21 protein-coding genes are annotated in these 24,970 nt (G+C 33.0%); 19 read left to right on the forward strand and 2 right to left on the reverse strand.

The window, feature by feature from the left end:
• Nucleotides 1-121: 121 nt before the first annotated feature.
• Both tsaE and porX read right to left on the reverse strand, forming a co-directional pair.
• Nucleotides 122-529: a tRNA (adenosine(37)-N6)-threonylcarbamoyltransferase complex ATPase subunit type 1 TsaE gene (gene tsaE, locus AC3E9W_RS15855; protein WP_488769098.1), complete on the reverse strand. Its 408-nt coding sequence runs from the start codon at nt 527-529 to the stop codon at nt 122-124.
• A gap of 102 nt (nt 530-631) precedes the next feature.
• Nucleotides 632-2,185: a T9SS response regulator signal transducer PorX gene (gene porX, locus AC3E9W_RS15860; protein ID WP_306155236.1), complete on the reverse strand. Its 1,554-nt coding sequence runs from the start codon at nt 2,183-2,185 to the stop codon at nt 632-634.
• 224 nt (nt 2,186-2,409) lie between these two features.
• Between porX and AC3E9W_RS15865 the strand changes: the two genes are divergently transcribed.
• The 19 genes from AC3E9W_RS15865 (at nt 2,410) to AC3E9W_RS15955 (ending at nt 24,963) form a co-directional block, all read left to right on the forward strand.
• Complete coding sequence (locus tag AC3E9W_RS15865; RefSeq protein WP_488769099.1) at nt 2,410-3,639, forward strand: HD domain-containing protein; 1,230 nt, start codon at nt 2,410-2,412, stop codon at nt 3,637-3,639.
• Between the two features lie 39 nt (nt 3,640-3,678).
• The gene (gene lpxD / locus AC3E9W_RS15870; RefSeq protein ID WP_306155232.1) at nt 3,679-4,722 is read left to right on the forward strand and encodes a UDP-3-O-(3-hydroxymyristoyl)glucosamine N-acyltransferase; all 1,044 of its coding nucleotides are present in this window, start codon (nt 3,679-3,681) and stop codon (nt 4,720-4,722) included.
• Nucleotides 4,715-6,103 carry a bifunctional UDP-3-O-[3-hydroxymyristoyl] N-acetylglucosamine deacetylase/3-hydroxyacyl-ACP dehydratase gene (locus tag AC3E9W_RS15875; protein WP_306155230.1) on the forward strand — a complete coding sequence of 463 codons (1,389 nt, stop codon included), beginning with the start codon at nt 4,715-4,717 and terminating at the stop codon, nt 6,101-6,103. Before lpxD ends, AC3E9W_RS15875 begins: the two co-directional genes overlap by 8 nt.
• 74 nt (nt 6,104-6,177) lie before the next feature.
• A complete protein-coding gene (gene lpxA, locus AC3E9W_RS15880; protein ID WP_306155228.1) occupies nt 6,178-6,963 on the forward strand; it encodes an acyl-ACP--UDP-N-acetylglucosamine O-acyltransferase in 786 nt (261 codons plus the stop codon).
• A gap of 123 nt (nt 6,964-7,086) precedes the next feature.
• Complete coding sequence (gene efp / locus AC3E9W_RS15885; RefSeq protein WP_306155226.1) at nt 7,087-7,653, forward strand: elongation factor P; 567 nt, start codon at nt 7,087-7,089, stop codon at nt 7,651-7,653.
• Nucleotides 7,654-7,861: 208 nt separating this feature from the next.
• Nucleotides 7,862-8,791 (forward strand): UDP-3-O-(3-hydroxymyristoyl)glucosamine N-acyltransferase, encoded by a 930-nt coding sequence (locus tag AC3E9W_RS15890; protein WP_488769100.1) that lies wholly within the window; start codon nt 7,862-7,864, stop codon nt 8,789-8,791.
• 1 nt (nt 8,792) lies between these two features.
• On the forward strand, nt 8,793-9,155 hold the full coding sequence (locus AC3E9W_RS15895; protein ID WP_306155222.1) for a nuclear transport factor 2 family protein: 363 nt from the start codon (nt 8,793-8,795) through the stop codon (nt 9,153-9,155).
• An 86-nt stretch (nt 9,156-9,241) separates the two neighbouring features.
• Complete coding sequence (gene sucD, locus AC3E9W_RS15900; RefSeq protein WP_057118027.1) at nt 9,242-10,114, forward strand: succinate--CoA ligase subunit alpha; 873 nt, start codon at nt 9,242-9,244, stop codon at nt 10,112-10,114.
• 153 nt (nt 10,115-10,267) lie between these two features.
• Nucleotides 10,268-10,696: a hypothetical protein gene (locus AC3E9W_RS15905; protein ID WP_488769101.1), complete on the forward strand. Its 429-nt coding sequence runs from the start codon at nt 10,268-10,270 to the stop codon at nt 10,694-10,696.
• 488 nt (nt 10,697-11,184) lie between these two features.
• Nucleotides 11,185-11,790, forward strand: coding sequence for an RNA polymerase sigma factor (locus AC3E9W_RS15910; RefSeq protein WP_488769102.1), 606 nt, complete (start codon nt 11,185-11,187; stop codon nt 11,788-11,790).
• A gap of 90 nt (nt 11,791-11,880) precedes the next feature.
• On the forward strand, nt 11,881-12,996 hold the full coding sequence (locus AC3E9W_RS15915) for a FecR family protein (protein WP_488769103.1): 1,116 nt from the start codon (nt 11,881-11,883) through the stop codon (nt 12,994-12,996).
• A gap of 219 nt (nt 12,997-13,215) precedes the next feature.
• Nucleotides 13,216-16,926 carry a SusC/RagA family TonB-linked outer membrane protein gene (locus AC3E9W_RS15920; RefSeq protein ID WP_306155208.1) on the forward strand — a complete coding sequence of 1,237 codons (3,711 nt, stop codon included), beginning with the start codon at nt 13,216-13,218 and terminating at the stop codon, nt 16,924-16,926.
• 13 nt (nt 16,927-16,939) lie between these two features.
• On the forward strand, nt 16,940-18,427 hold the full coding sequence (locus AC3E9W_RS15925; RefSeq protein ID WP_488769104.1) for a RagB/SusD family nutrient uptake outer membrane protein: 1,488 nt from the start codon (nt 16,940-16,942) through the stop codon (nt 18,425-18,427).
• A gap of 20 nt (nt 18,428-18,447) precedes the next feature.
• Complete coding sequence (locus tag AC3E9W_RS15930; RefSeq protein WP_488769106.1) at nt 18,448-19,305, forward strand: zinc-binding metallopeptidase; 858 nt, start codon at nt 18,448-18,450, stop codon at nt 19,303-19,305.
• A 30-nt stretch (nt 19,306-19,335) separates the two neighbouring features.
• On the forward strand, nt 19,336-20,697 hold the full coding sequence (locus AC3E9W_RS15935) for a DUF4302 domain-containing protein (RefSeq protein WP_488769107.1): 1,362 nt from the start codon (nt 19,336-19,338) through the stop codon (nt 20,695-20,697).
• Nucleotides 20,698-20,800: 103 nt separating this feature from the next.
• Nucleotides 20,801-20,983: a hypothetical protein gene (locus tag AC3E9W_RS15940; RefSeq protein WP_488769108.1), complete on the forward strand. Its 183-nt coding sequence runs from the start codon at nt 20,801-20,803 to the stop codon at nt 20,981-20,983.
• A gap of 203 nt (nt 20,984-21,186) precedes the next feature.
• Entirely contained in the window at nt 21,187-21,933 is a 747-nt protein-coding gene (gene fabG, locus AC3E9W_RS15945; RefSeq protein WP_488769109.1) for a 3-oxoacyl-[acyl-carrier-protein] reductase, read from the forward strand.
• 79 nt (nt 21,934-22,012) lie between these two features.
• Complete coding sequence (locus AC3E9W_RS15950; protein ID WP_488769110.1) at nt 22,013-24,040, forward strand: hypothetical protein; 2,028 nt, start codon at nt 22,013-22,015, stop codon at nt 24,038-24,040.
• A gap of 74 nt (nt 24,041-24,114) precedes the next feature.
• Nucleotides 24,115-24,963: a BRO-N domain-containing protein gene (locus tag AC3E9W_RS15955; RefSeq protein WP_488769111.1), complete on the forward strand. Its 849-nt coding sequence runs from the start codon at nt 24,115-24,117 to the stop codon at nt 24,961-24,963.
• Nucleotides 24,964-24,970: the final 7 nt, after the last annotated feature.

Raw genomic sequence — 24,970 nt, forward strand, 5'->3', positions numbered from 1 at the left:
TTACGTAAAAAGATTTAAAATTAATGCAAAAATTCTGCTAATACTCTAAGCGGAATGTTAAGAAATGTTTTAACATTCAATAAAGCGTATCTATATCTTTTTTAAGAAGTTCGTCAAAGGATTAAACTAATTTCAATTCTCTTTTTCCGTCTGAAAGCAATTCAATATTAATTGTAGAATGTTCTTCTGGGATTAAGCTTTCAATTTTTTCAGACCATTCGATAAAACACCAATTTCCAGAATACAAATAATCATCAACTCCCATATCTAGTGCTTCGGTTTCTTGCTTAATTCGGTAAAAATCAAAATGATAGACTTTTTTACCGTTCGGAATCTGATATTCGTTTACTAGAGAAAAAGTTGGACTGCTGGTTGCGTCTGTAATTCCTAAACTCTTGCATAATTGCTTGATTAAAGTCGTTTTTCCAACACCCATTTCTCCATTAAAAAGAATAATTTTATTTGGGTTTGAGTCCAAAATTTGTTGAGCAGTTTCCTGAATTTGATCTAAAGTAAAAGTGATCGTCATTGTAGTATTTTTTATTTGCCACGAATTTCACGAATTTTCACGAATTGACTATTATCAATTCAAAAATAATTCGTGCAATTCGTGAAATTCGTGGCTAAACAATTATTTAGGATTAAAAACCAAGAATGGAATAATCATTTCTTCTAACGAAATTCCTCCATGCTGATAGGTGTTTTTGTAATAACTAACATAATGATTGTAGTTGTTTACATAAGCCAGAAAGAAATCATTTTTGGCAAAAATAAACGAACTGCTCATGTTTATCGCAGGCAAACCAATTGTTTTAGGCTCTTTAACTACATAAACATCTTTTTGTTCGTAAGTTAAACTACGACCAGTTTTATAACGCAGGTTTAAACTAGTGTTTTTATCGCCAACTACTTTTGATGGATTTTTTACATTTATTGTTCCGTGATCTGTTGTTAAAATCAGTTTGAAACCTAAAAGTTGTGCTTGCTGAATGATTTCTAATAATGGAGAATTTTTAAACCAGCTTAGAGTTAAAGAACGGTAGGCTTTATCGTCTGAAGCCAATTCTTTTACCACTTCCATTTCTGTTTTAGCATGCGAAAGCATATCAACAAAGTTGTAAACTACCGTTACTAAGTCGTTTCCTTTTAAGGCTTTGAAGTTTTCTGCTAATTTTTTTCCGCCAGAATAATTCGTGATTTTAAAATAATCTTCTTTAATATTTAAACCTAGACGTTTTAATTGAGCCGATAAAAATTCTGCTTCATAAAGGTTTTTTCCGCCATCTTCAACATCATTTTTCCAATATTCAGGATGCTTTTTTTCCATTTCTAAAGGCATTAAACCAGAAAAAATTGAATTTCTCGCATATTGCGTGGCAGTTGGAAGAATAGAGTAGTACGGAACTTCTTTTTCTAGCTTATAATAGTTTGAAATTACAGTTTCAAAAGACTTCCATTGGTCGTAACGCAAGTTGTCAATAACCACAAACAGAATAGGTTTGTCTTTCTTTTTAATTTCAGGAACTACCAATTCTTTAAAAAGAGTGTTAGACATAATTGGTTTTTCTGCTTTTGGCTCAAACCAGTCTTCGTAATTTCTTTCGATATATTTTCCGAATTGCGAATTGGCTTCGACTTTCTGAGATTCCAAAATTTCGATCATCGCTGTATCGTTGATGTCTTCTAGTTTTAATTCCCAAAAAAGCAATTTTTTATATAATTCAATCCAGTCTTCATAAGAATTGACCATTGCCAATTCCATCGAAATTTTTCTGAATTCTTTCTGATAATCTAAAGTTGTTTTTTCTGTAATTAACCTCGAATCGTCTAGGTTTTTCTTCAAACTCAAAAGAATCTGATTCGGATTTACTGGTTTGATCAAATAATCAGCGATTTTAGAACCAATGGCTTCTTCCATTATATACTCTTCCTCGCTTTTGGTGATCATAATCATCGGAATAGCAGATTTTTTTTCTTTCATTTCAGAAAGCGTTTCTAATCCGCTCATTCCAGGCATGTTTTCATCTAGAAAAACAATATCAAAATTATCTTCTTCAAACAAAGCAATCGCGTCAAGACCGTTATTGCAAGTAGTAACTTCGTAATTCTTTTTTTCTAGAAATAATATGTGTGGCTTTAAAAGATCGATTTCATCGTCGACCCAAAGTATTTTTATCTTATCCATAAATCAATTTAATTTTTACTGCAATTTAAAGTTATAGAACTTAAAAAGTATTAAAAATAGTATAAAATTGCCAAACAAGATGCATGAATTTATTTTGCATTTTAACATTTTTAAATGTATTTTATTGATAATCATCATAATTTCGATTATGATTTTTAAGTAAAAAACACCAGACTCTTTATACTTATTTACTTATATTTGTTGACCAAAAAAATAACCAGACTGTGACTCAGATCAATAAATTAAAAATATTCAACGATCCTATATATGGATTTATAACGATTCCGAACGAGCTGGTTTACGATTTAATTCAGCATCCTTATTTTCAGCGTCTACGCCGTATTTCTCAAATGGGATTATCGTATTTGGTGTATCCAGGAGCCAATCATACTCGTTTTCATCACGCTTTAGGATGTATGCATTTGATGAAAAAAGCGATCGATACGCTTCGTTTTAAAGATGTTGTCATTTCTGAAGAGGAAGAAAATGCGCTTTTAATCGCCATTTTACTTCACGATATAGGACATGGACCATTTTCGCATGCAATGGAAAAAAGTATTGTCGAAGATGTACACCACGAATCCATTTCACTACTGTTTATGAATCAGTTAAATGATGAGTTTGACGGAAGATTAAGTTTGGCGATTCAGGTTTTTAAAGGAGAATATCATAGAAAATTCATGTTGCAATTAATTTCGAGCCAATTGGATATGGATCGAATGGATTATTTGAAACGCGATAGTTTTTATACGGGAGTTGCTGAAGGAAATGTAAATTCTGAACGTTTGATTCAGATGATGAATGTTGAAAATGATGTTTTGGTAATCGAAGAAAAAGGAATTTACTCTGTAGAGAAATTTCTGCTTTCTAGAAGATTAATGTACTGGCAGGCCTACTTGCATAAAACAAGTTTGGTTGCCGAATTAATTTTGATGAAAGTCTTAAAAAGAGCAAAAGAACTGGTTTTAAAAGGAATAGATCTTCCTTGCAGCGAGCCGCTTTCTTATTTTATGCACAATAAAGTAACACTTGAAGATTTTGATGCCGAGAAGTTAGATTTGTTTTCGCAATTAGATGATTTTGATATTATTAGCGCTCTAAAAACTTGGCAGAGACATGATGATTTTGTCTTGAGCACTTTGAGTAAAATGATTATTAATAGAGATTTACTTAAAATTAAAATGAGTGCAGAGAAAGTCTCTATGGAAGAATCTCAGTCTTTAAAAGAGCAGTTTGCCAATAAGCATCATATTTCGCAATTGGATGCAGGATATTTTATTTTTAGAGGAAAAATTAAAAATCAGGCGTATAGTAAAGAAGCAGAACCTATCCGAATTTTGAAAAAAGATAAAACAATTGAGGATGTTGTTGAAGCTTCTGACCAGCTGAATTTGAAATCGTTATCTAAATTAGTAACAAAATATTATATCTGTTTCCCAAAACAACTTATATAAAATTAACATTTAAATCCTATTTTTTATATTTTTGTCGCGATGAAATTTACAGCAGAACAAATAGCAGGAATTTTAGAAGGAGAAGTTGTTGGGAATCCCAATGCAGAAGTTTCTAAGCTTTCTAAAATCGAAGAAGGAGACGAAGGATCGCTTACTTTTTTGGCTAATCCGAAGTATATCAATTATATATACACTACTAAAGCGACAGTAACAATTGTTAATGAAAGCTTTATTCCAGAACAGGAAATTACAACTACACTAATTAAAGTGGAAGATGCTTATGCAGCGTTTTCTAAACTTTTACACTTTTATAATCAAGTCAAATTAAATAAAACGGGCATCGAGCCACAGTCATTTATGTCTGAAGGAACTAAATATGGCGAAAATCTATATTTGGGAAGTTTTAGTTATGTTGGACAAAATGTAGTTTTAGGTGATAATGTAAAAATTTATCCAAACAGTTTTATTGGCGATAACGTTGTTATTGGCGATAATGTATTCATTTTTGCTGGTGCTAAAATTTATTCAGAAACTGTCATTGGAAACAATTGTACGGTACATTCTGGCGTTATTATCGGCGCTGATGGTTTCGGATTTGCTCCAAACGAAAATGGCGAATACAGTAAAGTGCCACAAATTGGAAATGTTATTATTGAAGATAACGTAGATATTGGTGCTAATACTACGATAGACAGAGCAACTCTTGGTTCTACAGTTATTAGAAAAGGAGTGAAGCTAGACAATCAGATTCAGATTGCGCACAATGTAGAAATTGGAAAAAATACTGTGATAGCTGCTCAAAGTGGTGTTGCGGGTTCTACAAAAATTGGCGAAAATTGTATGATTGGTGGACAAGTAGGTATTGCAGGCCACTTAACAATAGGTAATAATGTTAGGCTTCAAGCGCAGTCAGGTGTAGCCAGAAACATTAAAGACGATGAAGTTTTACAAGGAACTCCGTCTCTTGGATATACCGATTTTAATAAATCGTATGTTCATTTTAAGAATCTGCCTAAAATTGTGGCTGAAGTTGAAGAATTAAAAAAACAAATAATAAACCCAAAAAATGGAAATAATGGTTAAACAGAAGACCATCAAAAATGAAATTTCGCTAACAGGAGTTGGTTTACACACTGGAAAAGAAGTTACAATGACTTTTAAGCCTGCACCCGTTAATAATGGTTTCACTTTTGTAAGAGTAGATTTGCAAGGTCAACCAGTTATTGAAGCTGATGCTAATTATGTTGTTAATACTCAAAGAGGAACAAATCTTGAGAAACTTGGAGTGAAAATTCAAACTCCTGAACACGTTTTGGCAGCAGTTGTTGGATGTGATTTGGATAATGTCATTATTGAATTGAATGCCTCTGAACTTCCAATTATGGATGGTTCATCAAAATATTTTGTTGAAGCAATTGAGAAAGCAGGAATTGAAGAACAAGACGCAAGCCGTAACGTTTATGTTGTAAAAGAAGTTATCTCTTTTACAGACGAAGCTACGGGAAGTGAAATTCTTGTAATGCCTAGCGACGAATATCAGGTTACAACTATGGTAGATTTTGGTACAAAAGTTTTAGGTACTCAAAATGCTACTCTTAAAAGTCTAGCCGATTTTAAATCTGAAATTGCAAGCTCTAGAACTTTTAGTTTCCTTCACGAATTAGAGTCTTTGTTAGAGCACGGACTTATTAAAGGTGGAGATTTAAACAATGCAATAGTTTATGTAGATAAAGAAATCTCTGAATCTACAATGGAAAATTTAAAGAAAGCTTTTGGTAAAGAAGAGATTTCTGTAAAACCAAATGGCGTTTTAGATAATCTGACATTGCATTATCCAAATGAAGCGGCAAGACATAAACTGCTTGACGTAATTGGAGATTTATCTTTAATTGGAGTTCGTATCCAAGGAAAAATTATCGCAAACAAACCAGGTCACTTTGTAAATACTCAGTTTGCAAAGAAATTGGCTAAAATTATCAAAATAGAGCAGAGAAACCATGTGCCAACTTATGACTTAAATCAGGAGCCACTGATGGATATTCATAAAATTATGGCAATGCTTCCTCATAGACCTCCATTTTTATTAATTGACAGAATCATCGAAATGTCTGATCGCCACGTAGTAGGTTTGAAAAACGTTACGATGAACGAGAATTTCTTTGTGGGTCACTTTCCAGAAGCTCCAGTTATGCCAGGTGTATTAATTGTTGAAGCAATGGCACAAACAGGTGGGATTTTAGTGTTGAGCACAGTTCCAGATCCTGAAAATTATTTGACATATTTCATGAAAATTGATAATGTTAAATTTAAACACAAAGTATTGCCAGGTGATACTTTAATTTTTAAATGTGAGTTAATTTCTCCTATCAGAAGAGGAATTTGTCATATGCAGGCAAACGCTTATGCAAATGGTAAATTGGTAACTGAAGCAGAATTAATGGCACAAATAGCAAGAAAACAATAATAAATTATCAAATTTATTGTTTAGGTTTGTTGCTTCAAATCAGAATATTTTAATTAAAAATATAAAACATACAGATGAATCAACCATTAGCATATGTTCATCCAGGCGCGAAAATCGCTAAAAACGTTGTAATAGAGCCATTTACAACAATTCACAATAATGTTGTTATTGGTGATGGTACTTGGATTGGTTCAAACGTGACCATCATGGAAGGGGCTAGAATTGGAAAAAATTGCAACATTTTTCCAGGAGCTGTAATTTCTGCGGTGCCACAAGATTTAAAATTCGGAGGTGAAGATTCTCTTGCTATTATCGGTGATAATTGTACAATTAGAGAATGTGTAACTATCAATAGAGGAACAATTGCTTCTGGCCAAACTATAATAGGAAACAACTGTTTAGTTATGGCTTATGCTCACATCGCACACGACTGTGAGATCGGAAATAACGCTATTATCGTAAATGGTGTTGCTTTAGCAGGTCACGTAGTAGTTGGAAATCATGCTGTTATTGGTGGTTTAGCTGCTATTCACCAATTTATTCATATTGGAGATCACGCTATGATTTCTGGAGGATCTTTGGTAAGAAAAGATGTTCCACCATTTACAAAAGCGGCAAAAGAGCCTTTGTCTTATGTTGGAATTAACTCTGTTGGTTTAAGAAGAAGAGGATTTACTACTGAAAAGATTAGAGAAATTCAGGAAATCTATAGAATTTTATACCAAAAGAATTACAATACAACTCAGGCTTTAAGTATTATTGAAGCTGAAATGGAAGCGACTCCTGAAAGAGATGAAATTTTAGATTTCATTAGAAACTCTTCTCGAGGAATCATGAAAGGTTATTCAGGAAATTATTAAATTTAAGAGTTTAGATTTCTGATTTTAGAGTTCTAAACTACAGTTGAAAAAATAAAAAAAATGAAGATTGATTCTAAGTTTTGGATCTAAAATCTACATTCAAAAATCTAAAATAAAAAACAAATGGCGTCTACATCAGATATTAGAAACGGATTGTGTATTAAATTTAATCACGATATCTATAAAATTATTGAATTTCTTCACGTAAAGCCTGGAAAAGGTCCAGCTTTCGTAAGAACAAAACTTAAAAGTTTAACTTCAGGAAAAGTATTAGACAATACTTTTTCAGCTGGTCATAAAATTGATGTTATTCGTGTTGAGACACATACTTTCCAATACTTATATCCAGAAGGTGATGAATTCCACTTTATGAATGCTGAGACGTTTGAACAAATTTCTTTAAACAAAAACATTTTGGATGCTCCAGATTTGTTAAAAGAAGGAACAAATGTGATGGTACAAATTAACACAGAAACAGATTTGCCATTATCAGTAGATATGCCAACATCTGTAATTCTTGAAGTTACTTATGCAGAGCCAGGAGTAAAAGGAAATACTGCTACAAACGCAACAAAATCTGCTACAGTTGAAACAGGAGCGACAATTAACGTTCCGTTGTTCATTAACGAAGGTGATAAAATTAAAATCGATACAGCTTCAGGTTCTTACATGGAGCGTGTAAAAGAATAGTTATTTTAATTAAGATAATTTGACAATGAGTCAATTAGAAAATTTGTGAGTCGACATAATTTTGTATATTCACATTCTAATTGACTCATTTTCTAATTGAGATAATAGGACAATGAGTCCATTAGATAATTTTTAGATCAACATAATTTTGGATATTAATTTTCTAATTGACTCATTTTCTAATTTACAAGTTTTCTAATTATACTATATGAAATTTCCAAAGAGTCATTCTTTACAAGAAATTGCCAATTTGCTTAATTGCAAATTTATTGGCGACAAAGACTTTCAAGTTTTAGGCATGAACGAGATACACGTTGTAGAGCCTGGAGATATTGTTTTTGTTGACCATCCAAAATATTATGATAAAGCTTTGCAGTCGGCTGCAACTATTGTTTTGATAAACAAAGAAGTTGAATGTCCAGAGGGTAAAGCGCTTTTAATTTCTGATGATCCATTTAGAGATTTCAATATTCTTACCAAGCATTTTAAGCCGTTTAAGTTTGCCAATGTTGCCATTGCTTCTTCTGCACAAATAGGAGAGGGAACAGTTATACAGCCTAATACTTTTGTTGGAAACCATGTGAAAATTGGTAAAAACTGCCTGATACATTCTAATGTTTCTATTTACGACCATACTGTAATTGGCGATAATGTTATTATACATGCTGGAACCATTTTAGGAGCCGATGCTTTTTATTATAAAAAACGTCCTGAAGGTTTCGATCAGTTAATTTCTGGCGGAAGAGTGGTTATTGAAGATAATGTTGGTATTGGTGCTTTGTGCACTATCGATAAAGGAGTTACTGGCGATACCACAATTGGTGCAGGTACTAAACTAGATAATCAAGTGCATGTTGGACATGATACAGTAATTGGCAAAAAATGTCTAATTGCTTCGCAAACTGGTATTGCGGGCTGTGTAATTATTGAGGACGAAGTAACTCTTTGGGGGCAAGTAGGAACCACAAGCGGTATTACAATTGGAGCAAAAGCCGTTGTAATGGGGCAGACAGGTGTAACTAAGTCAGTTGAAGGAGGAAAGTCCTATTTTGGTACTCCGATCGAAGAATCCAGAGAAAAATTGAAACAATTAGCCAATATCAAGAAGATTCCTGAAATTTTAAGTAAATTGAAGTAATATGTCTATTAAAGAATTTGTTCAGAAATTTTATAAGTCAGATGCCCTAATTGATAGCGAAATTTTAAAAACATATCTGCATCCTGACGTTACATTGGAGTGGAATAGCAGTAAAGGTTTTATTAAGATGGACTATAATGCTATAATAGAAATGGCTAACGATCTGAGTCGTGCTTACGTGAGATCTAAAGTGAGAATAAGTCATATTATTTCTGAAGATGATTTAGTATCAGTGCGTTATTCTCATTTTGTGAAAACAATCGAGAATCCGCGAGAGGAAATGCTTTTGGCGCATTTTGCAACAATCTGGCAGATAAAAGATGATAAACTTTATAAAGGTTATCAAATGAGTCAATTTTCTTAATATTTTTTTGACAATAAAAGAGGCAAAATACATTACAAAACCTTATTTTTGCAACACAAATTTAAAAACTACATAAAATATATATCATGAGTGTTTTAGTTAATAAAGATTCCAAAATAATTGTTCAGGGATTTACAGGGAGCGAAGGAACTTTCCACGCTTCTCAAATGATTGAGTACGGTACTAATGTTGTTGGAGGTGTAACTCCAGGAAAAGGTGGTACTAGCCATTTAGATCGTCCAGTTTTTAATACAGTAAAAGATGCTGTTGATCAAGCTGGTGCTGATACTTCTATCATTTTTGTTCCGCCAGCTTTTGCTGCTGATGCAATTATGGAAGCTGCTGATGCTGGAATTAAAGTAATTATTGCTATTACAGAAGGAATTCCTGTAGCAGATATGATTAAAGCAAATAATTATGTTAAAGAAAGAAATTCAAGATTAATTGGTCCAAACTGTCCAGGTGTAATTACTCCAGGTGAAGCTAAAGTTGGTATTATGCCAGGTTTCGTTTTCAAAAAAGGAACAGTTGGTATCGTTTCTAAATCTGGAACTTTAACTTATGAAGCTGCTGACCAAGTTGTAAAACAAGGTTTAGGAATCACTACAGCTATTGGTATTGGTGGAGATCCAATTATTGGAACTACAACTAAAGAGGCTGTTGAATTATTAATGAACGATCCAGAGACTGAAGCAATTATCATGATTGGTGAAATCGGAGGACAACTTGAAGCTGATGCTGCAAGATGGGTAAAAGCTGACGGTAACCGTAAACCAGTTATTGGTTTTATCGCTGGAGAAACTGCTCCTGCTGGTAGAACAATGGGACACGCAGGTGCTATTGTTGGTGGTTCTGATGATACTGCTGCTGCTAAAAAACAAATCATGAGAGACAACGGAATTCACGTTGTTGATTCACCAGCTGAAATTGGTAAAAAAGTAAAAGAAGTATTAGGATAATCTCCAAATATTCAAAATAACAAATTCCAGAAAAGTCTCAATATTTTGTTGAGACTTTTTTCCATTTAAAAATACTGAGGTATAAAAACTAAAAACTTAGCTTCTATTACCTCAGTCCCGATAGCTATCGGGATAGAAGCTTAAAAAAGAAATATGTACAAAGAATTAGAAAAATTTAAATCAACAAATAGTTTTACTTTTACTGTAAACGATAGTTTAGAAGAAGCTTGCAACGCTCCAGAAGGAAGCGCAGGAATTTTTGTTGTTTACGCTGTTGAAGGTGATGCAAAAGAACTGATCATGGTTGGTTCTACAGGAACTGTTCAGAATGACGGAACTTTAAAAAGCAAAAATGGCGGACTATACGACAAAATCGTAAACGGACATCAGTTTGCTAAAACAGGAAGAAAATATTCTTGGCCTGCTCAAATGAAATTAGAAAACATTTCTGAGCTTGAAGTAGTATGGTATGAAACTTTTGCTGGAGATGTAAAAGCAATTCCAACTGCTGTTGAAGGACAGGTTTTGCAAAATTTCTTAAATGAGAATGGTAAATTGCCAAGATGGAATGTTGCTTTTTAAGTTAAAGCAAAAATAAAATAGAAGCCCCACTGTTTTTAGTGGGGCTTTTTTATTGGGATAAACTTTAAGTTTCTAAAAACTTTTTTTTGTAATAGGATGTTTTAAATGGAAAACTAAAATAGCTAAACTCGAATTGGTTAATTAAAATTTAAATTATAGTAAATTTAAGTTTAATCAAAAAATGAAGGGCAAATACTGATAAATTTAGAAAAAGTTACGATTTTTTGTAATTAATTGGGTTTTGATTATTTGCTTTTCTATATTTATCACACAAAAACAAAAAATAATGTTAAAAATTTGAATCTTTTTGCTTGAGCTAAATTAAACGGAATGTAAAACACTTGTTTATTTTTTGTTAAATTAAGTGTTTCCATTCATTCGATTTAATTAAAAGATCAAAATTTTGAAATATAATTTAATTGCTGGAATCATGTTATTTAAGAAGTCTCTTAAAAAATTTTGATACTTAAGCCCCCAAAACTTTTTCTATGAGCCAAATTTTAAAGAACAAGGTTTTAGACGATTTCATTTTGTGGAATAATCTGAAGAACGGTGATGAGAAATCATTCTCTCTGCTTTTTGAAAAATACTATAGAGACTTAATCAGTTACGGTAATTCGCTTTGCCCGTATGCTGAAAAAGTGCAGGATTGTATTCAAGATGTTTTTGAAGATATCTGGCTTTATCGCGGCTCTCTGCAAGATAATGTTATTGTTAAGGCCTATTTGCTTTCTAGCGTTAGAAAGAGAATTGCGCGTCTGCATGAAAGAGATCATGTGTTTAGAAAAACAACAACTACCGATGTTTTAGAATTTCTTTTTGATTTTTCTATAGAAAATGATTTGGTTGAAGACGAAGTAACAGCCGAACGTGTTTTGCTTTTGAATAAATTACTAAACGATTTGCCAGGCCGTCAGAAAGAAGCTTTGTATTTGCGCTACCACCAAGGATTGAGCGTAGATCAAATAGCAGATTTATTAGACGTAAATTATCAGTCTGCGAGTAATCTTTTGCATCGCGGGCTACTGAGTCTTCGTAAAGAATGGAAAGGCAGTATTCCGCTTCTAGTCCTTATATCTTCAGGGCTTTTTTAAAAATTTAAGAAAATATCAAAAAAAAATCTTAAATAGGTGAGTATATAATAAAAAAACTGTCCTCTATGTTTTTGTAACCCTAATAGTGTGATGCAAAAACGTAACAATTATACTGAAATAGAAGACTTTTTAGCCGATGAATCTTTTCGATTATGGATTCTATCTAAAATTGATGAACAAGGCTGGGAAGAATGGACTTTGGAAAATCGTCAAAGAGCCAAACTTGTAGAAGATGCAAGGCTTGTGCTGTTGGCGATGCGAGTTCCAGAATCTAATTTATCTTCAAATGAAGTTCATGAAGCCTTACAGGAAACTTGGCGCAGAATTGAACAAAAAGAAGAGCTTTCTCTAAAAGCTTCAAAAATCAAAAAACTAAAATTGCAGAGATACTGGATCAGCGGGGTGGCAGCGGCTATTCTCGTTGGTGTTTTCTCTATCTGGTTTTTTAAAAATAACATTATAACAACTGACAATGTTGTTACCTACAACGAACTGGTTCATGATAATGATGAAGGTTTGGTGGAGCAGACCAACAATTCTGAAAAATCGCAGATCATTACCTTATCTGATGGAAGTTCGGTTTTATTACAGCCCAATAGTAAATTAAGTTACCCTAAAATCTTTACCGGAAACGAAAGAAAGGTGTATTTATCCGGCGAAGGTTTCTTTGAAATTAGTAAAAATCCTAAAAAGCCTTTTTTTGTTTACGCTAACGAAATTGTAACTCGAGTTGTTGGCACAAGCTTTAGAATTAAAGCTTATCCAGACCAGCAAAACGTTGAAGTTTTAGTTCGCACCGGTAAAGTTAAGGTAAAATCCAATGATTTAGTTCGTACTTCGGAAAACAGAGAGATTGTTTTATTACCGAATCAGGCATTGCGTTTTGCTCGTAAAGAATTAGTGTTTAATAAAATAACCAATATTACTGAAGATCCGATTTTAGTAAATAGTGTTAGAAATATTGAACAGTTAAGCTTTGAATTTACTGATATTCCGGTAGAACAAATTCTTGAAACTATCGAGCAGGCGTATTTAGTAGACATCGATTTTCCGCACGATAAACTGAAAGATTGCCGATTAACCACTTCTTTAAGCGATCAGCCTTTGGCGGAAAAGCTAAAAATAATTTGTAAAAGTATTGGCAACGATACCAATTATGAAATGAATGGAAATCAAATCGTAATTACGACTTCTGGCTGTAACTAGAGTTCGAAATTCGATTAAAATAGAAACCAAAATTAACTAATTAATAAAACTAAAAATAATTTGTAACTGCCTATGTAAAAAATGAATACATAAAAAAAGTGCCGAGAATGCTGTAACATTATCGACACTTAAATCTGAATAAATTACGCTCTGTAAAGCGTACTTTATGATGTTTCTTAAAATACACTCGAATAGTATTAATCAAAACAAACCAAAATTATGAAAAAACCTGTTGTCAAGCAACGATTACTTCACCAAATCATGAAAATAACGCTGTTTCAGTTTGTGTTAGCGCTTGTATTTTCAAGCGTTACTCTCGCAAATAATGTAAATGGGCAGAAAAAATTAGATACTAAAGTAACTATCACAGTTGAAAACCTAACTTTAGACAATGCTTTATCAAAAATTGAAAAGTCTGCTCATGTAAAATTTTCTTATAACTCAAGACTTCCGCAACTAGGAGAGAAGGTTAGTATAGAAGCAACCCAAGAAACTCTGTCAAGTATTTTGAGCAGAATATTGGTTCCCTTTAATATTACTTTCTCAGAAGTAAGCAATCAGATTGTGCTCCAAAAAAGTGCTGTTTCTTTTTCTAGTGCTAATAATCATGATTCTTTGTTCGAAATTTTAACTTTCGGCCCAATTATCAAAGGGAAAGTTACAGATCAATCTGGAGCGCCTCTTCCTGGTGCTACGGTTATGGCAAAAGGTACAAAAACTGCTGTATTGACAGATTTTGATGGAAACTTTTCTATCGAAATGCCTGCTAACGTAAACCGTTTGGTTATTTCTTATGTTGGTATGGAAACTAAAGAGATTGGAATTGATAATCCTACGCCGACTGTAGTTTTAACAGAAGCGGGACAAAACCTTAAAGAAGTTGTAGTTACAACGGGTTACGAAAAAACTTCAAAAAGAACATTTACTGGAGCAATCAGTAAAATTTCTGGTGCAGAATTAAAAGTTGATGGTGTTGTAGATGTGAGTAGAATGATTGAAGGAAAAGCGGCGGGAGTTACTGTACAAAACGTTACAGGATCTTTTGGTGCTACTCCAAAAATTACCGTTCGTGGTTCTTCTTCTATCTTTGGAGATACCAAGCCATTATGGGTTATCGATGGTGTTGTTCAAGAAGATATTATCAATGTTACATTTGCAGATTTAGCTTCTGGAAACTCGGCAACATTATTGAGTTCTGCAGTTGCAGGTTTAAATGCAAATGATATTCAAAGTATTGAAATTCTTAAAGATGCATCGGCTACTTCAATCTATGGTTCAAGATCGTTAAATGGAGTTGTAGTTGTTACAACAAAACAAGGACGAAGAGATTCTCCTCTAAAAATTAACTATTCTGTAGAAAATACAGTTAGAACCGTACCAAGTTATACGCAGTTTGATATTTTGAATTCTCAAGAATCTATGAGTGTTTTTCAAGAAATGAGAACCAAAGGTTATTTAGATCAAAGTTCTTCCTTAACAGCTAGATTTAGTGGTGTATATGGTATTTTGGCAAAACAGATCAATTTGTATGATACTTCTAATGGCCAGTTTGGAATTAGAAATGAACAGCCATATATCAATCAATTTTTACAAAAATATGAATTAGCTAATACCGATTGGTTTAAAGTTTTGTTTCGACCATCAATTACTCAAAATCACTCTTTAAGCTTTTCTGGAGGTGGAAAAAATAATACTTTTTATGCTTCTCTAGGCTATTATACAGATCCAGGATGGACTGTAGCAGATAATGTAAAACAGTTATCAGCAAACATTAAAGGTACATTCTACATCAATGATAAATTAAATATTACTTTATCAACTTTGGGGTCGATGCGTGATCAAGATGCTCCTGGTGCTTACGATAGCAAAAATGACCTTGTATTTGGTAAAGTAACCAGAGATTTTGACATCAACCCATTCAATTATGTATTGAGTACAAGCAGAACGTTAAGACCTTATGATGATAACGGAAACCTAGAATATTACCAAAATAACTGGGCTCCAATGAATATTCTTAACGAATTGGAAAATAATACTTTAGATATTAAAGTGAATGATATTCGTTTTCAAGCTGATTTAGATTATAAAATCAATAAAAATTTAAGTTACAACCTGACAGCTTCAGCGCGTTATGCTAATACATCAAGAGAGCATAAAATCTACGAAGGTTCAAATGTAGTAGGTGCTTATAACGCGGGTGTAGGTGAAACTTTAAATACTCAAATTCAGAAAGACAATGTGTTCTTATATCAAAATCCAAATGATTTAACGGCACCTAAAGTTTCTGTATTGCCAAATGGAGGGTTTTTAAGAAAGTTCACTAACGATATGACTTCTTACAATGTTAGAAACAGTATTACGTACAGAAATACATTCAATGAAAAACATGAATTAGAAGGATTCTTCGGAACAGAGTTTAGATCTGTAGATAGAAATAATGACAACTTTACTGCTGCAGGTATTCAATTCGAAAAGGGTCTTACTTCTTTTGTTGATCCTAAATTGATTGAAAAATTGGTGAATGAAGGAAATTCTTACTACGAATTTGGAGCAGAAAGAGAGCGTACGGTTGGTTTCTTTGGTAAAGTCGGATATACATACGATCGTCGTTATACAGCTTCTATTACTGGCCGTTATGACGGATCTAACAGACAAGGAGATACTGGTTCTTCTAGATGGTTGCCTACTTATACTGTGAGTGGTAAATGGAATGTTAAAGAAGAAAGTTTCATGAAAGATGTTGAGCCTATTAACACATTGGCACTTAGAGCATCTTATGGTTTAACAGCAACAGCTGGGCCAGCAACAAACTCATTGGCAATTTTTAAAAGTTTTATCACAGACCGTTTTGCAGTTGGAGATAGAGAGAATGCGATTCGTATAGAAGATTTGCAAAATAAAGATTTGACATGGGAAAAACAGTATGAAACCAATATTGGAGTTGATCTTGGAATGTTTAGAAATAGAGTTCAGTTTACAACAGATATTTACCGTCGTAAAGCATTCGATTTGATCGATTATGTTATTACATCAGGAGTTGGAGGAGAATCTATCAAGCAAGGTAACAATGCAGACATGGAAACTAAGGGTCTTGAAATTGGTTTTACTACTCAAAACATAGTTTCAAAAGATTTTAAATGGTCTACTACGGTTAACTTTTCTGTTTTCGATCAAAAAATTACAAAATTGGCTAACAAGCCTGCAGTCTTTGATTTAATTGCTACAAATGGAGGAAATACAGTAGGACATCCTAGAAACTCATTATATTCTTATCAATTTACAGGTTTGAACAATGAAGGACTTCCGACTTTTATTTTACAAGATGGAGCAGAGAACAATATCACAGAGGCAGATTTTCAAGATACAAATGATGTAACCAAGTATTTGAAATATGAGGGATCTGTTGAGCCTAATAAATCTATTGGTTTTGCTAACACATTTACTTATAAAAGCTGGTCGCTGTATGTATTTGTTGTAGGATCTGGAGGAAACAAAGTAAGATTAAACCCTGTGTATAGCAACAAATATACAGATCAAACAGTATTTACAAAAGACTTTGCAAACAGATGGATTAGCCCAGGAGATGAAAATTATACCAACGTTCCTGTTATTGCAGATAAATTATTGAACAGAAATTATGGAGCAAGCGATTTACAGATTGCTTATAATACTTATAATTTCTCTGATGCTAGAATTGCAAGTGGTGATTTTGTACGTTTAAAAAACATCTCTTTAAGCTGGGAATTTCCAAGTGATTATAAGAGAAAATTAGGATTATCAACTTTTACGTTGAAAGGTTCGGCGGTTAATCCTTGGCTGATTTATTCAGATAAAAAATTAAACGGACAAGATCCTGAATTCCGTAACACAGGAGGGGTAGCTTTCCCAATTACGGCTCAATATACTTTTGCAATTAATATTTCATTCTAATACTAAATTGATTATGAAAAATATAAAAATAGCACTGTCATTATTATTACTGATTACGATTAGCAGTTGTGATGATTTTCTTTCAGAAGTGCCAGATAATAGAACACAGATAGATACTCCAGAAAAAATATCAGAATTATTAGTTACTGCTTATCCGAACAGATCCTATTTTCCGATTGCGGAAGTAATGTCGGATAATGTCTATGATACAGAATCAAAACAATCTGTGAGTATCATTAATGAGGAGAGTTACAACTGGGAAATGCAGAGCCAAATCGGGACGGATAGCGAAAATGCATTCTGGATAGCGTCATATGAATCAATTGCTGCGGCGAATCTGGCTTTAGACGCTATTGAAAAATTAGGTGGTCAGGCTAGTTTGAATCCGCAAAAAGGAGAAGCATTAATAGCAAGAGCTTACAATCATTTTATGCTAGTTTCATTATGGTCAAATCGTTATAATCCAGCAACCGCAGGTACAGATTTGGGAGTTCCATATATCACTAAACCAGAAACGGAACTATTGGTAAAATATAAACGTAACACTGTTAAAGAAGTATTCGACTTTATTGAGCAAGATATTAATGAAGGAATGAAATACATTACAAGTGAATATAAAGAGCCAAAATATCACTTTACAGTTGAAGCTGCTAAAGCATTTGCATGTCGTTTTTACTTAATTAAAGGGGATTGGGATAAGGTGTTGGAATATTCTGAAGGACTTGGTTCTAAACCGACAAAAATTAGAAATTATGTTGCTTTTAATGCTGTAGCTTTTGCTCAAATGCCAATTGAATATTCAAGAGTTGAACAAGAAACAAATTTATTGGTTGCTTATCCAAACTCAATAGCGAACAGATCTGCAGCATACAGGTTTGCGCTTCCTGGAAATAGATCTGATGAAATATTTGGAACGCAAACTAACGTGTGGGCAAAACCTCATTTAATTAGACCAAATGGTCAATATTTTGGAGGTGTCAATGTATTTGTTCCGAAGCTTTATGAGTATTTTAAATACACCAATTTGACATCTCGTACAGGGGAGCCTTATACTGGTTCTGTATTGTTTAGTAATGATGAAATGTATTTGAATCGTATTGAAGCATTAGTAATGAAAAACAGAATTGCTGAAGTGAATACAGAATTAGGATACTTCTTAGGAACTAGAACTTCAGGATATAGTGCGACAACAGATCTATTGAATGAAGCAATTATTACAGCTAAATTCCCAGTTGTTGAAAACGAGTTCACTCCATTTTATGAATTATCAGATCTTCAAAAATCGTATATCAAAGCAATTGCAGAAGCAAGAAGAAGAGATTTTATCCGTGAAGGCTTGAGATGGTTTGACATTAAACGATTTAATCTTGTAGTTACACATAATACACTTGAATTTGGAAAAGTGGTAAAAAATAATGTTCTAGAAAAAGACGATAAAAGAAGAGCATTACAAATACCGCTTAGAGCTTCAGATAATGGTATTGAAAAAAATCCTAGGTAAATTTTTAATTAGAAAGTATTATGAAGATATTCAAAACATATAAAACAGTAGTCCTTGCAGGCGCCTTATTGCTTGCATCTTGTGCACAAGAAGATCAGCCAAAAGAAAGCCAGTTAGATTTTTCTACACCAGAAAAAACAGAATTGGACAATTGGATTGGCACAAATTTCTTAAATCCTTACAATATCAATGTTTATTACGAATGGAACCAGAATTTGGTAGACGAAAATAGATATTTATACCCTCCGAAAGGAGATAAAGTACAGCCAGCAATGGAAGTGGTAAAGAAAATCTGGATTGATAGCTATAGCACTATTGGAGGAGCAGATTTCGTAAAAAAAATTGCCCCAAGAGAATTTGTACTTGTGGGAGGAGTAAACTTAAATACAAATGGTACGGTAACACTTGGACTTGCAGAAGCTGGTCAAAGAGTATCTCTTTTTCAAGTTGATAATCTTAACAAAAAGAGCAGAGCAAGTGTAACGCAATTCATTCACACCATTCAGCACGAATATGTACACATTTTAAACCAGACCAAACCTTTTGACGAGCAAGCTTGGGCAAAATTAACGCCGTCTGGATATACTACTAGCTGGTATGTAGAGGCAATATCGACTTCTAGATCACTTGGTTTTATTACTAGTTATGCGAGATTAAATATATATGAAGATTTTGCAGAAACTGCTGCGACAATCTTAACCAGCTCAAAAGCAGAGTATGATGCAATTTTAGCAAGTGTAACAGACGCTAATGCAAAAGCTAATATTAAAGCAAAAGAAGCTTTAGTGGTTAAATATTATAAAGATTCTTTCAATATAGACTTTTACGCATTAAGAGACGAAGCCCAAAAAAATACCGATGCTGTAATAAACAATTAAGGACAATAAATTTTTATAAAAATCAATATTATGAAAGTAAAATATATATATAAGTGCTTAATGATCGCTTTTGCAGCCTTGCTTTTAGGATCATGTTCAAGCCCTGAAATAGATGCAAAATTTGATCAAAATGCTACGGATCGATTAAGCGGGCGTCAAAAAGAATTAAACGATTTGTTGCTTTCGTCTGCAGACGGTTGGAAAGCTGTTTATTATACTGATAGTACACAATTAGGAGGCTGGACACATTTATTTAAATTTTTGCCAGGCGGAAAAGTAGATATGGCATCAGACTTTACAGGTAAAGACGGTGAGATCGACACAAAAATATATCAAAGCCAATACGAAATGCAGGTTGGAAGTGCTCCGAGTTTAGTTTTTACTACTCAGAATAGAATCCATCTTTTGTCTGATGCGAGTAATTATCCAACAGCAGGACTTCTTGCGAAAGGATATTTAGGAGATTTCCAGTTTTACTACTATGGACAAAAAAATGGGGATATTATTTTTAGAACCAATAGAAATAGCCATTTTCTTCGTTTTGTAAAAGCTACGCCAAAAGATTGGGCAGATTTGTCGGGCAATATTCCAATTATCAAAGCTATTACTGGAGACATGAACAGTCCACTATTTAGAATTTTAGCAATAAATGATGGTGCAACTACTAAAAACTATGATTTTAGTTATAATCCTAGTGCTCGTTTTGGTACAGGCTATTCTTTAGAAACTGGTGTTAATACAAGTTATGACCTTGCATTATCATTTAATCCTTTAGGGGCGTATTCAAAACTTCCTTTAGAAGTTAAAGGGCAGAAACTTACCGATTTCATTTATGATAGTGCTACAAATACTTTTGTTGCTACAGGAAAAGATGGAGTAAGCGCAACAATTAAATATACGAATGCGCCACCGAGACTTACAGATGATTATAAAGTAACATTGCCAGCAGCAGGAGCTCCATCTACAGCTTATGGCTATATTGCGGCAAATCTAGTTGATGCTCCAACAAACTCGCAATTGTGTAAATATTTGCTAAATGAAATTAACAGTGCATCAGCAGCAAAAGTAAATAGAGTTCAATTTACTTTTTATAACAATCGTACTGTAGACATTATGTACAGTTTTACAGGAGGAAAAGCAACTGTCTATCATAGAGCAACCGTTACAGAAGATGCAGTTAATAAAACAATTATTTTAAAACACTCATTGTGGCATAACGGTACTTCGGTTATCGCTGCAGATCCTTTAGTTAAAAATCTTGATGATAAATTAATGGATCCAAAAGGTTTATATGTTACTAAAGAAAGCTTTAGAATAACTTACACAAACACAATCTACACTTTTGCCGGAGCATCAAGCAGTTTTAGAATAACTACTTACGCATTCCAATAATTAGTTAGGATAATATTTATTTTAGAAAAAGCAGCTCATTTTTTTTTTGAGCTGCTTTTTATTCGGCAAAATTTCTAGTGAACTTTTAAAATTATCAATAATTATGATTAAAAAAGTTTTAACGCCAGCGTTTATTGCAATTTTCTTTTGGGGAATTGTTCTTCTTATTATAAATCAATATTTCTATGAATATTTAAGACCTTATCTATATCTGTCAATAATAGTTGAAATAGGTTGTATCGTTTATAATAAGATTAACGAGGATAGAGAAGAAAAAGAGGAATAAGAACAGTAAATTATTTAATTGTTGTTCGCATTTAAGTTTTTAGTTTTGGTTTTTTTATTTTGGGGGAAACAGCTCATTTTATATGGGCTGTTTTTTTGTTTTTAGCAGATAGAAAATTCTAAGCCATTTTTTATATTACAAATTTTATTAAACGCTCAAATAATCTATATTTGTAATTCAAAAAATAAAACGAATACCTTAATATGAAATTACTAGAAGGAAAAGTTGCAATTATTACTGGTGCAAGCCGTGGAATTGGAAAAGGAATTGCAGAAGTTTTTGCTAAACATGGAGCAAACGTTGCTTTTACATACAGCTCATCTGCAGCATCTGCAGAAGCTTTAGAAGCAGAATTAAATAGTTTAGGAGTAAAAGCGAAAGGATACCAATCTAACGCAGCAGATTTTAACGAAGCTCAAACTTTTGTTGACGCTGTTTTAGCAGATTTTGGAACTGTTGACATCTTAATCAACAATGCTGGAATCACAAAAGACAATTTGTTAATGCGTATGTCTGAGGCAGATTTTGACCAAGTAATTGATGTAAACTTGAAATCGGTTTTTAATATGACAAAAGCGATTCAGAAAACTTTCTTAAAACAAAGAGCAGGATCAATCATCAACATTAGTTCTGTTGTTGGAGTTTCTGGAAACGCAGGTCAAACCAATTATGCAGCGTCTAAAGCAGGTGCAATCGGATTTACAAAATCTGTAGCTCTTGAGTTAGGTTCTCGTAACATTCGTTGCAACGCAATCGCTCCAGGTTTTATCGAAACTGAAATGACTGCAAAATTAAGTGAAGATGTGGTAAAAGGATGGAGAGAAGGTATTCCATTGAAACGTGGAGGAACTACAGAAGACGTTGCAAATGCTTGTCTTTTCTTAGCTTCAGACATGAGCGGTTACATTACAGGGCAAGTTCTTAACGTTTGCGGAGGAATGCTTACTTAATAAGTTAATTGTTTATGGTTTTTTGTTTATTGTTCAGCAACTCAAAACTATAAACTCAAAACAATAAACTAAAATATACATGACTACAAACACGATTCTTTTATTATTGCTTTCTTTAGTAATTGCTGGTGGTTTGTCGTATTTTCAATATTTTTATAAAGCCAAAAGTAAATCCAATGTGATGATACTTTTGGCTTTTTTACGTTTTTTAGCCATTTTCGGACTGCTGGTTTTATTGATCAACCCGATTATTTCTAAAAACTCGCTCGAAATTACCAAAACGCCTTTGGCAGTTGTGGTCGATAATTCGAGTTCTATTGTTGCCTTAAAATCAGATAAAAAAGCGGTTGAATTGTACCAAAAACTGGTTTCGAATCCTGCTTTAAAAGAAAAATTTGATATTCAATCCTATCAATTTGACAACGATTTTAAAACTTCAGACAAATTTGATTTCAAAGGAAGTCAGACCAATTTAGACGAAGTTGCTAAAAATCTAAAAAGCATCAACAAAAATCTGATTTTCCCGACTGTTATTATTACCGACGGAAATCAAACTACAGGAAACGATTATGTATACGGTTTTGATCCTGTCAATAAAGTTTATCCTCTGGTTGTGGGAGATACAACCACTTTTTTTGATTTGAAAATCAATCAGCTCAACGTAAATAAATACGCGTTTCATAAAAATAAATTTCCTGTTGAAGTTTTTCTGCAATATGCCGGAGACAAAACTGCAAATGCAGAATTTACCATTTCGCAGGGAAATACAGTTATAGCAAAAGAAAAACTTTCTTTTTCTCCTTCAAAAAAAACAGCTTCATTAAATTTATTGCTGCCAGCAGATAAAGTTGGATTGCAGATTTATAAAGCAAGCATTCAGTCTTCTGCAAAAGAAAAAAACAGCTATAATAACATCAAAAACTTTGCAGTAGAAATTATCGATCAAAAATCGACTATTGCAATTGTTTCGGCTATAAATCATCCGGATATTGCGGCTTTAAAACGTTCGATAGAAGTTAATGCACAACGTAAAGTAATATTGGTTAAACCAAATCAAATTAACGAATTACAAGATGTTTCTGTTTTAGTTTTGTATCAGCCAACAACTGCTTTTAAAGCTATTTTTGACAATAATAAATTAAAAGGAACAAACACCTTTATTATAACTGGAAACAACACCGATTTCAATTTTTTAAATCAGCAGCAAAACAATCTGGTTTTCAAAATGAGCAATCAGCGAGAAGATTTTCTTAGCGAATTCCAATCAGCTTTTAATTTGTTTGCAATTGATAATATCGGTTTTGAAAATTTCCCGCCTTTACAAAATCCGTTTGGAAATATTAGCACTAACGGAAACATATCAGTTTTGCTTTCTTCAAAAATTAGAAACGTTTCTACCAATGCGCCTTTATTGGCTTTCGCCGAAAATCAAGGGAGAAGAACCGCTTTTCTTTTAGGAGAAAACAGCTGGAAATGGCGTTTGCAAAGTCATGTTGACAATCAGTCTTTTGAAAAATATGATGTTTTCATTGATAAAATCATCCAATACTTAGCATCGTCGGCTTCAAAAAAATCTTTGGTTGTAACTCATGAAAGTTTTTACAATTCTGGAGAAGAGATTATAATCAACGCGCAATATTTCAATAAAAATTACGAGTTTGACGAAAAAGCCAGATTAACAATCAGCGTTGTTAATGTAGCTACGAAACAAACCAAAAATTACGATTTACTAAAAGGGAGCAATTCTTTCTCAGCAAATCTAGAAGGGCTTCCGGCAGGAAAATATAACTTTACAGTAAAAGAATTAAACTCAAATACTTCATACGCAAGTCATTTTGAAATTTTAGACTTTGATATCGAAAAACAATTCGTAAATCCGGATGTTGTCAAATTACAGCAATTGGCACAACAAACGGGAGGAAAAGCTTTCTTTGAAGACCAAGCCGATCATTTGATTAACACACTTTTAGAAAATAAAGACTACAAATCAATAGAGAAAAATATTTCAAATAAAACACCAATTATCGACTGGGTTTGGTTGTTGATTTTAATCGTTGCTTTATTGACTGCAGAGTGGTTTATTAGAAAGTATAATGGGTTGCTTTAATTAAAGAAACAAAAGTTTTTGAGGGTGAATCTAAAAACAGATATATTGTGAATGGGTTTTATATAATTTAAGGTATGAAACAAGTAGAAGGAATACAGTTTTTTGAAGAAAAAAAAGTAAGAACCGTTTGGAATCAGGCAGAAGAAAAATGGTATTTTTCAGTAGTGGACATTGTTAGTGTACTAACTGATAGTGTTGATTCACCAACATATTGGCGTAAGTTAAAACAACGTCTAAAAGCAGAAGGAAATGAAACCGTGACGAATTGTCACGGTTTGAAAATGAAAGCGGCTGACGGGAAAATGCGTGTTACTGATGTAGTAGATACTGAACAGCTTTTTCGCTTAATTCAATCAATTCCATCAACTAAAGCAGAGCCTTTTAAACTGTGGATTGCTCAAGTTGCATCTGAGCGACTAGATGAAATGCAAGATCCAGAACTTTCAATAGATAGAGCATTAGAACAATATTTAAGTTTAGGATATTCTGAAAGTTGGATTAATCAACGATTGAAAAGCATAGAGATTAGAAAAGAGTTGACTAATGAATGGAAAAACAGAGGATTAAAAGAAGGGGTTCATTTTGCAACTTTAACTGATATTATTTCTAAAGCTTGGTCTGGAAAAACAACAAAAGAGTATAAAATACTTAAAGGGCTTAAAAAAGAAAATCTTAGAGACAACATGACTAATACTGAGCTTATTTTAAATATGCTAGCGGAAGCTTCTACTACAGATATTTCTAAAGCAACAAGCCCTGAAAGTTTTGAAGATAATATAATCGTAGCTCAGCAAGGAGGAAATGTTGCAAAAGTAGCCCTGAAAGAATTAGAATCCAAGACAGGAAATAAAGTAATAACTTCTTTAAATGCAAAAGATGTTATAGAACAAAAGAACAAAAAGACAAGTCTAGATAATAAATAACGTTGTA

Source organism: Flavobacterium sp. 38 (genome assembly GCF_057799715.1).

Coding starts and splice junctions, on each gene's coding strand:
- tsaE (WP_488769098.1), bottom strand. CDS start 529: ATGACGATCACTTTTACTTTAGATCAAATTCAGGAAACTGCTCAACAA.
- porX (WP_306155236.1), bottom strand. CDS start 2,185: ATGGATAAGATAAAAATACTTTGGGTCGACGATGAAATCGATCTTTTA.
- lpxD (WP_306155232.1), top strand. CDS start 3,679: ATGAAATTTACAGCAGAACAAATAGCAGGAATTTTAGAAGGAGAAGTT.
- AC3E9W_RS15875 (WP_306155230.1), top strand. CDS start 4,715: ATGGTTAAACAGAAGACCATCAAAAATGAAATTTCGCTAACAGGAGTT.
- lpxA (WP_306155228.1), top strand. CDS start 6,178: ATGAATCAACCATTAGCATATGTTCATCCAGGCGCGAAAATCGCTAAA.
- efp (WP_306155226.1), top strand. CDS start 7,087: ATGGCGTCTACATCAGATATTAGAAACGGATTGTGTATTAAATTTAAT.
- AC3E9W_RS15890 (WP_488769100.1), top strand. CDS start 7,862: ATGAAATTTCCAAAGAGTCATTCTTTACAAGAAATTGCCAATTTGCTT.
- AC3E9W_RS15895 (WP_306155222.1), top strand. CDS start 8,793: ATGTCTATTAAAGAATTTGTTCAGAAATTTTATAAGTCAGATGCCCTA.
- sucD (WP_057118027.1), top strand. CDS start 9,242: ATGAGTGTTTTAGTTAATAAAGATTCCAAAATAATTGTTCAGGGATTT.
- AC3E9W_RS15905 (WP_488769101.1), top strand. CDS start 10,268: ATGTACAAAGAATTAGAAAAATTTAAATCAACAAATAGTTTTACTTTT.
- AC3E9W_RS15910 (WP_488769102.1), top strand. CDS start 11,185: ATGAGCCAAATTTTAAAGAACAAGGTTTTAGACGATTTCATTTTGTGG.
- AC3E9W_RS15915 (WP_488769103.1), top strand. CDS start 11,881: ATGCAAAAACGTAACAATTATACTGAAATAGAAGACTTTTTAGCCGAT.
- AC3E9W_RS15920 (WP_306155208.1), top strand. CDS start 13,216: ATGAAAAAACCTGTTGTCAAGCAACGATTACTTCACCAAATCATGAAA.
- AC3E9W_RS15925 (WP_488769104.1), top strand. CDS start 16,940: ATGAAAAATATAAAAATAGCACTGTCATTATTATTACTGATTACGATT.
- AC3E9W_RS15930 (WP_488769106.1), top strand. CDS start 18,448: ATGAAGATATTCAAAACATATAAAACAGTAGTCCTTGCAGGCGCCTTA.
- AC3E9W_RS15935 (WP_488769107.1), top strand. CDS start 19,336: ATGAAAGTAAAATATATATATAAGTGCTTAATGATCGCTTTTGCAGCC.
- AC3E9W_RS15940 (WP_488769108.1), top strand. CDS start 20,801: ATGATTAAAAAAGTTTTAACGCCAGCGTTTATTGCAATTTTCTTTTGG.
- fabG (WP_488769109.1), top strand. CDS start 21,187: ATGAAATTACTAGAAGGAAAAGTTGCAATTATTACTGGTGCAAGCCGT.
- AC3E9W_RS15950 (WP_488769110.1), top strand. CDS start 22,013: ATGACTACAAACACGATTCTTTTATTATTGCTTTCTTTAGTAATTGCT.
- AC3E9W_RS15955 (WP_488769111.1), top strand. CDS start 24,115: ATGAAACAAGTAGAAGGAATACAGTTTTTTGAAGAAAAAAAAGTAAGA.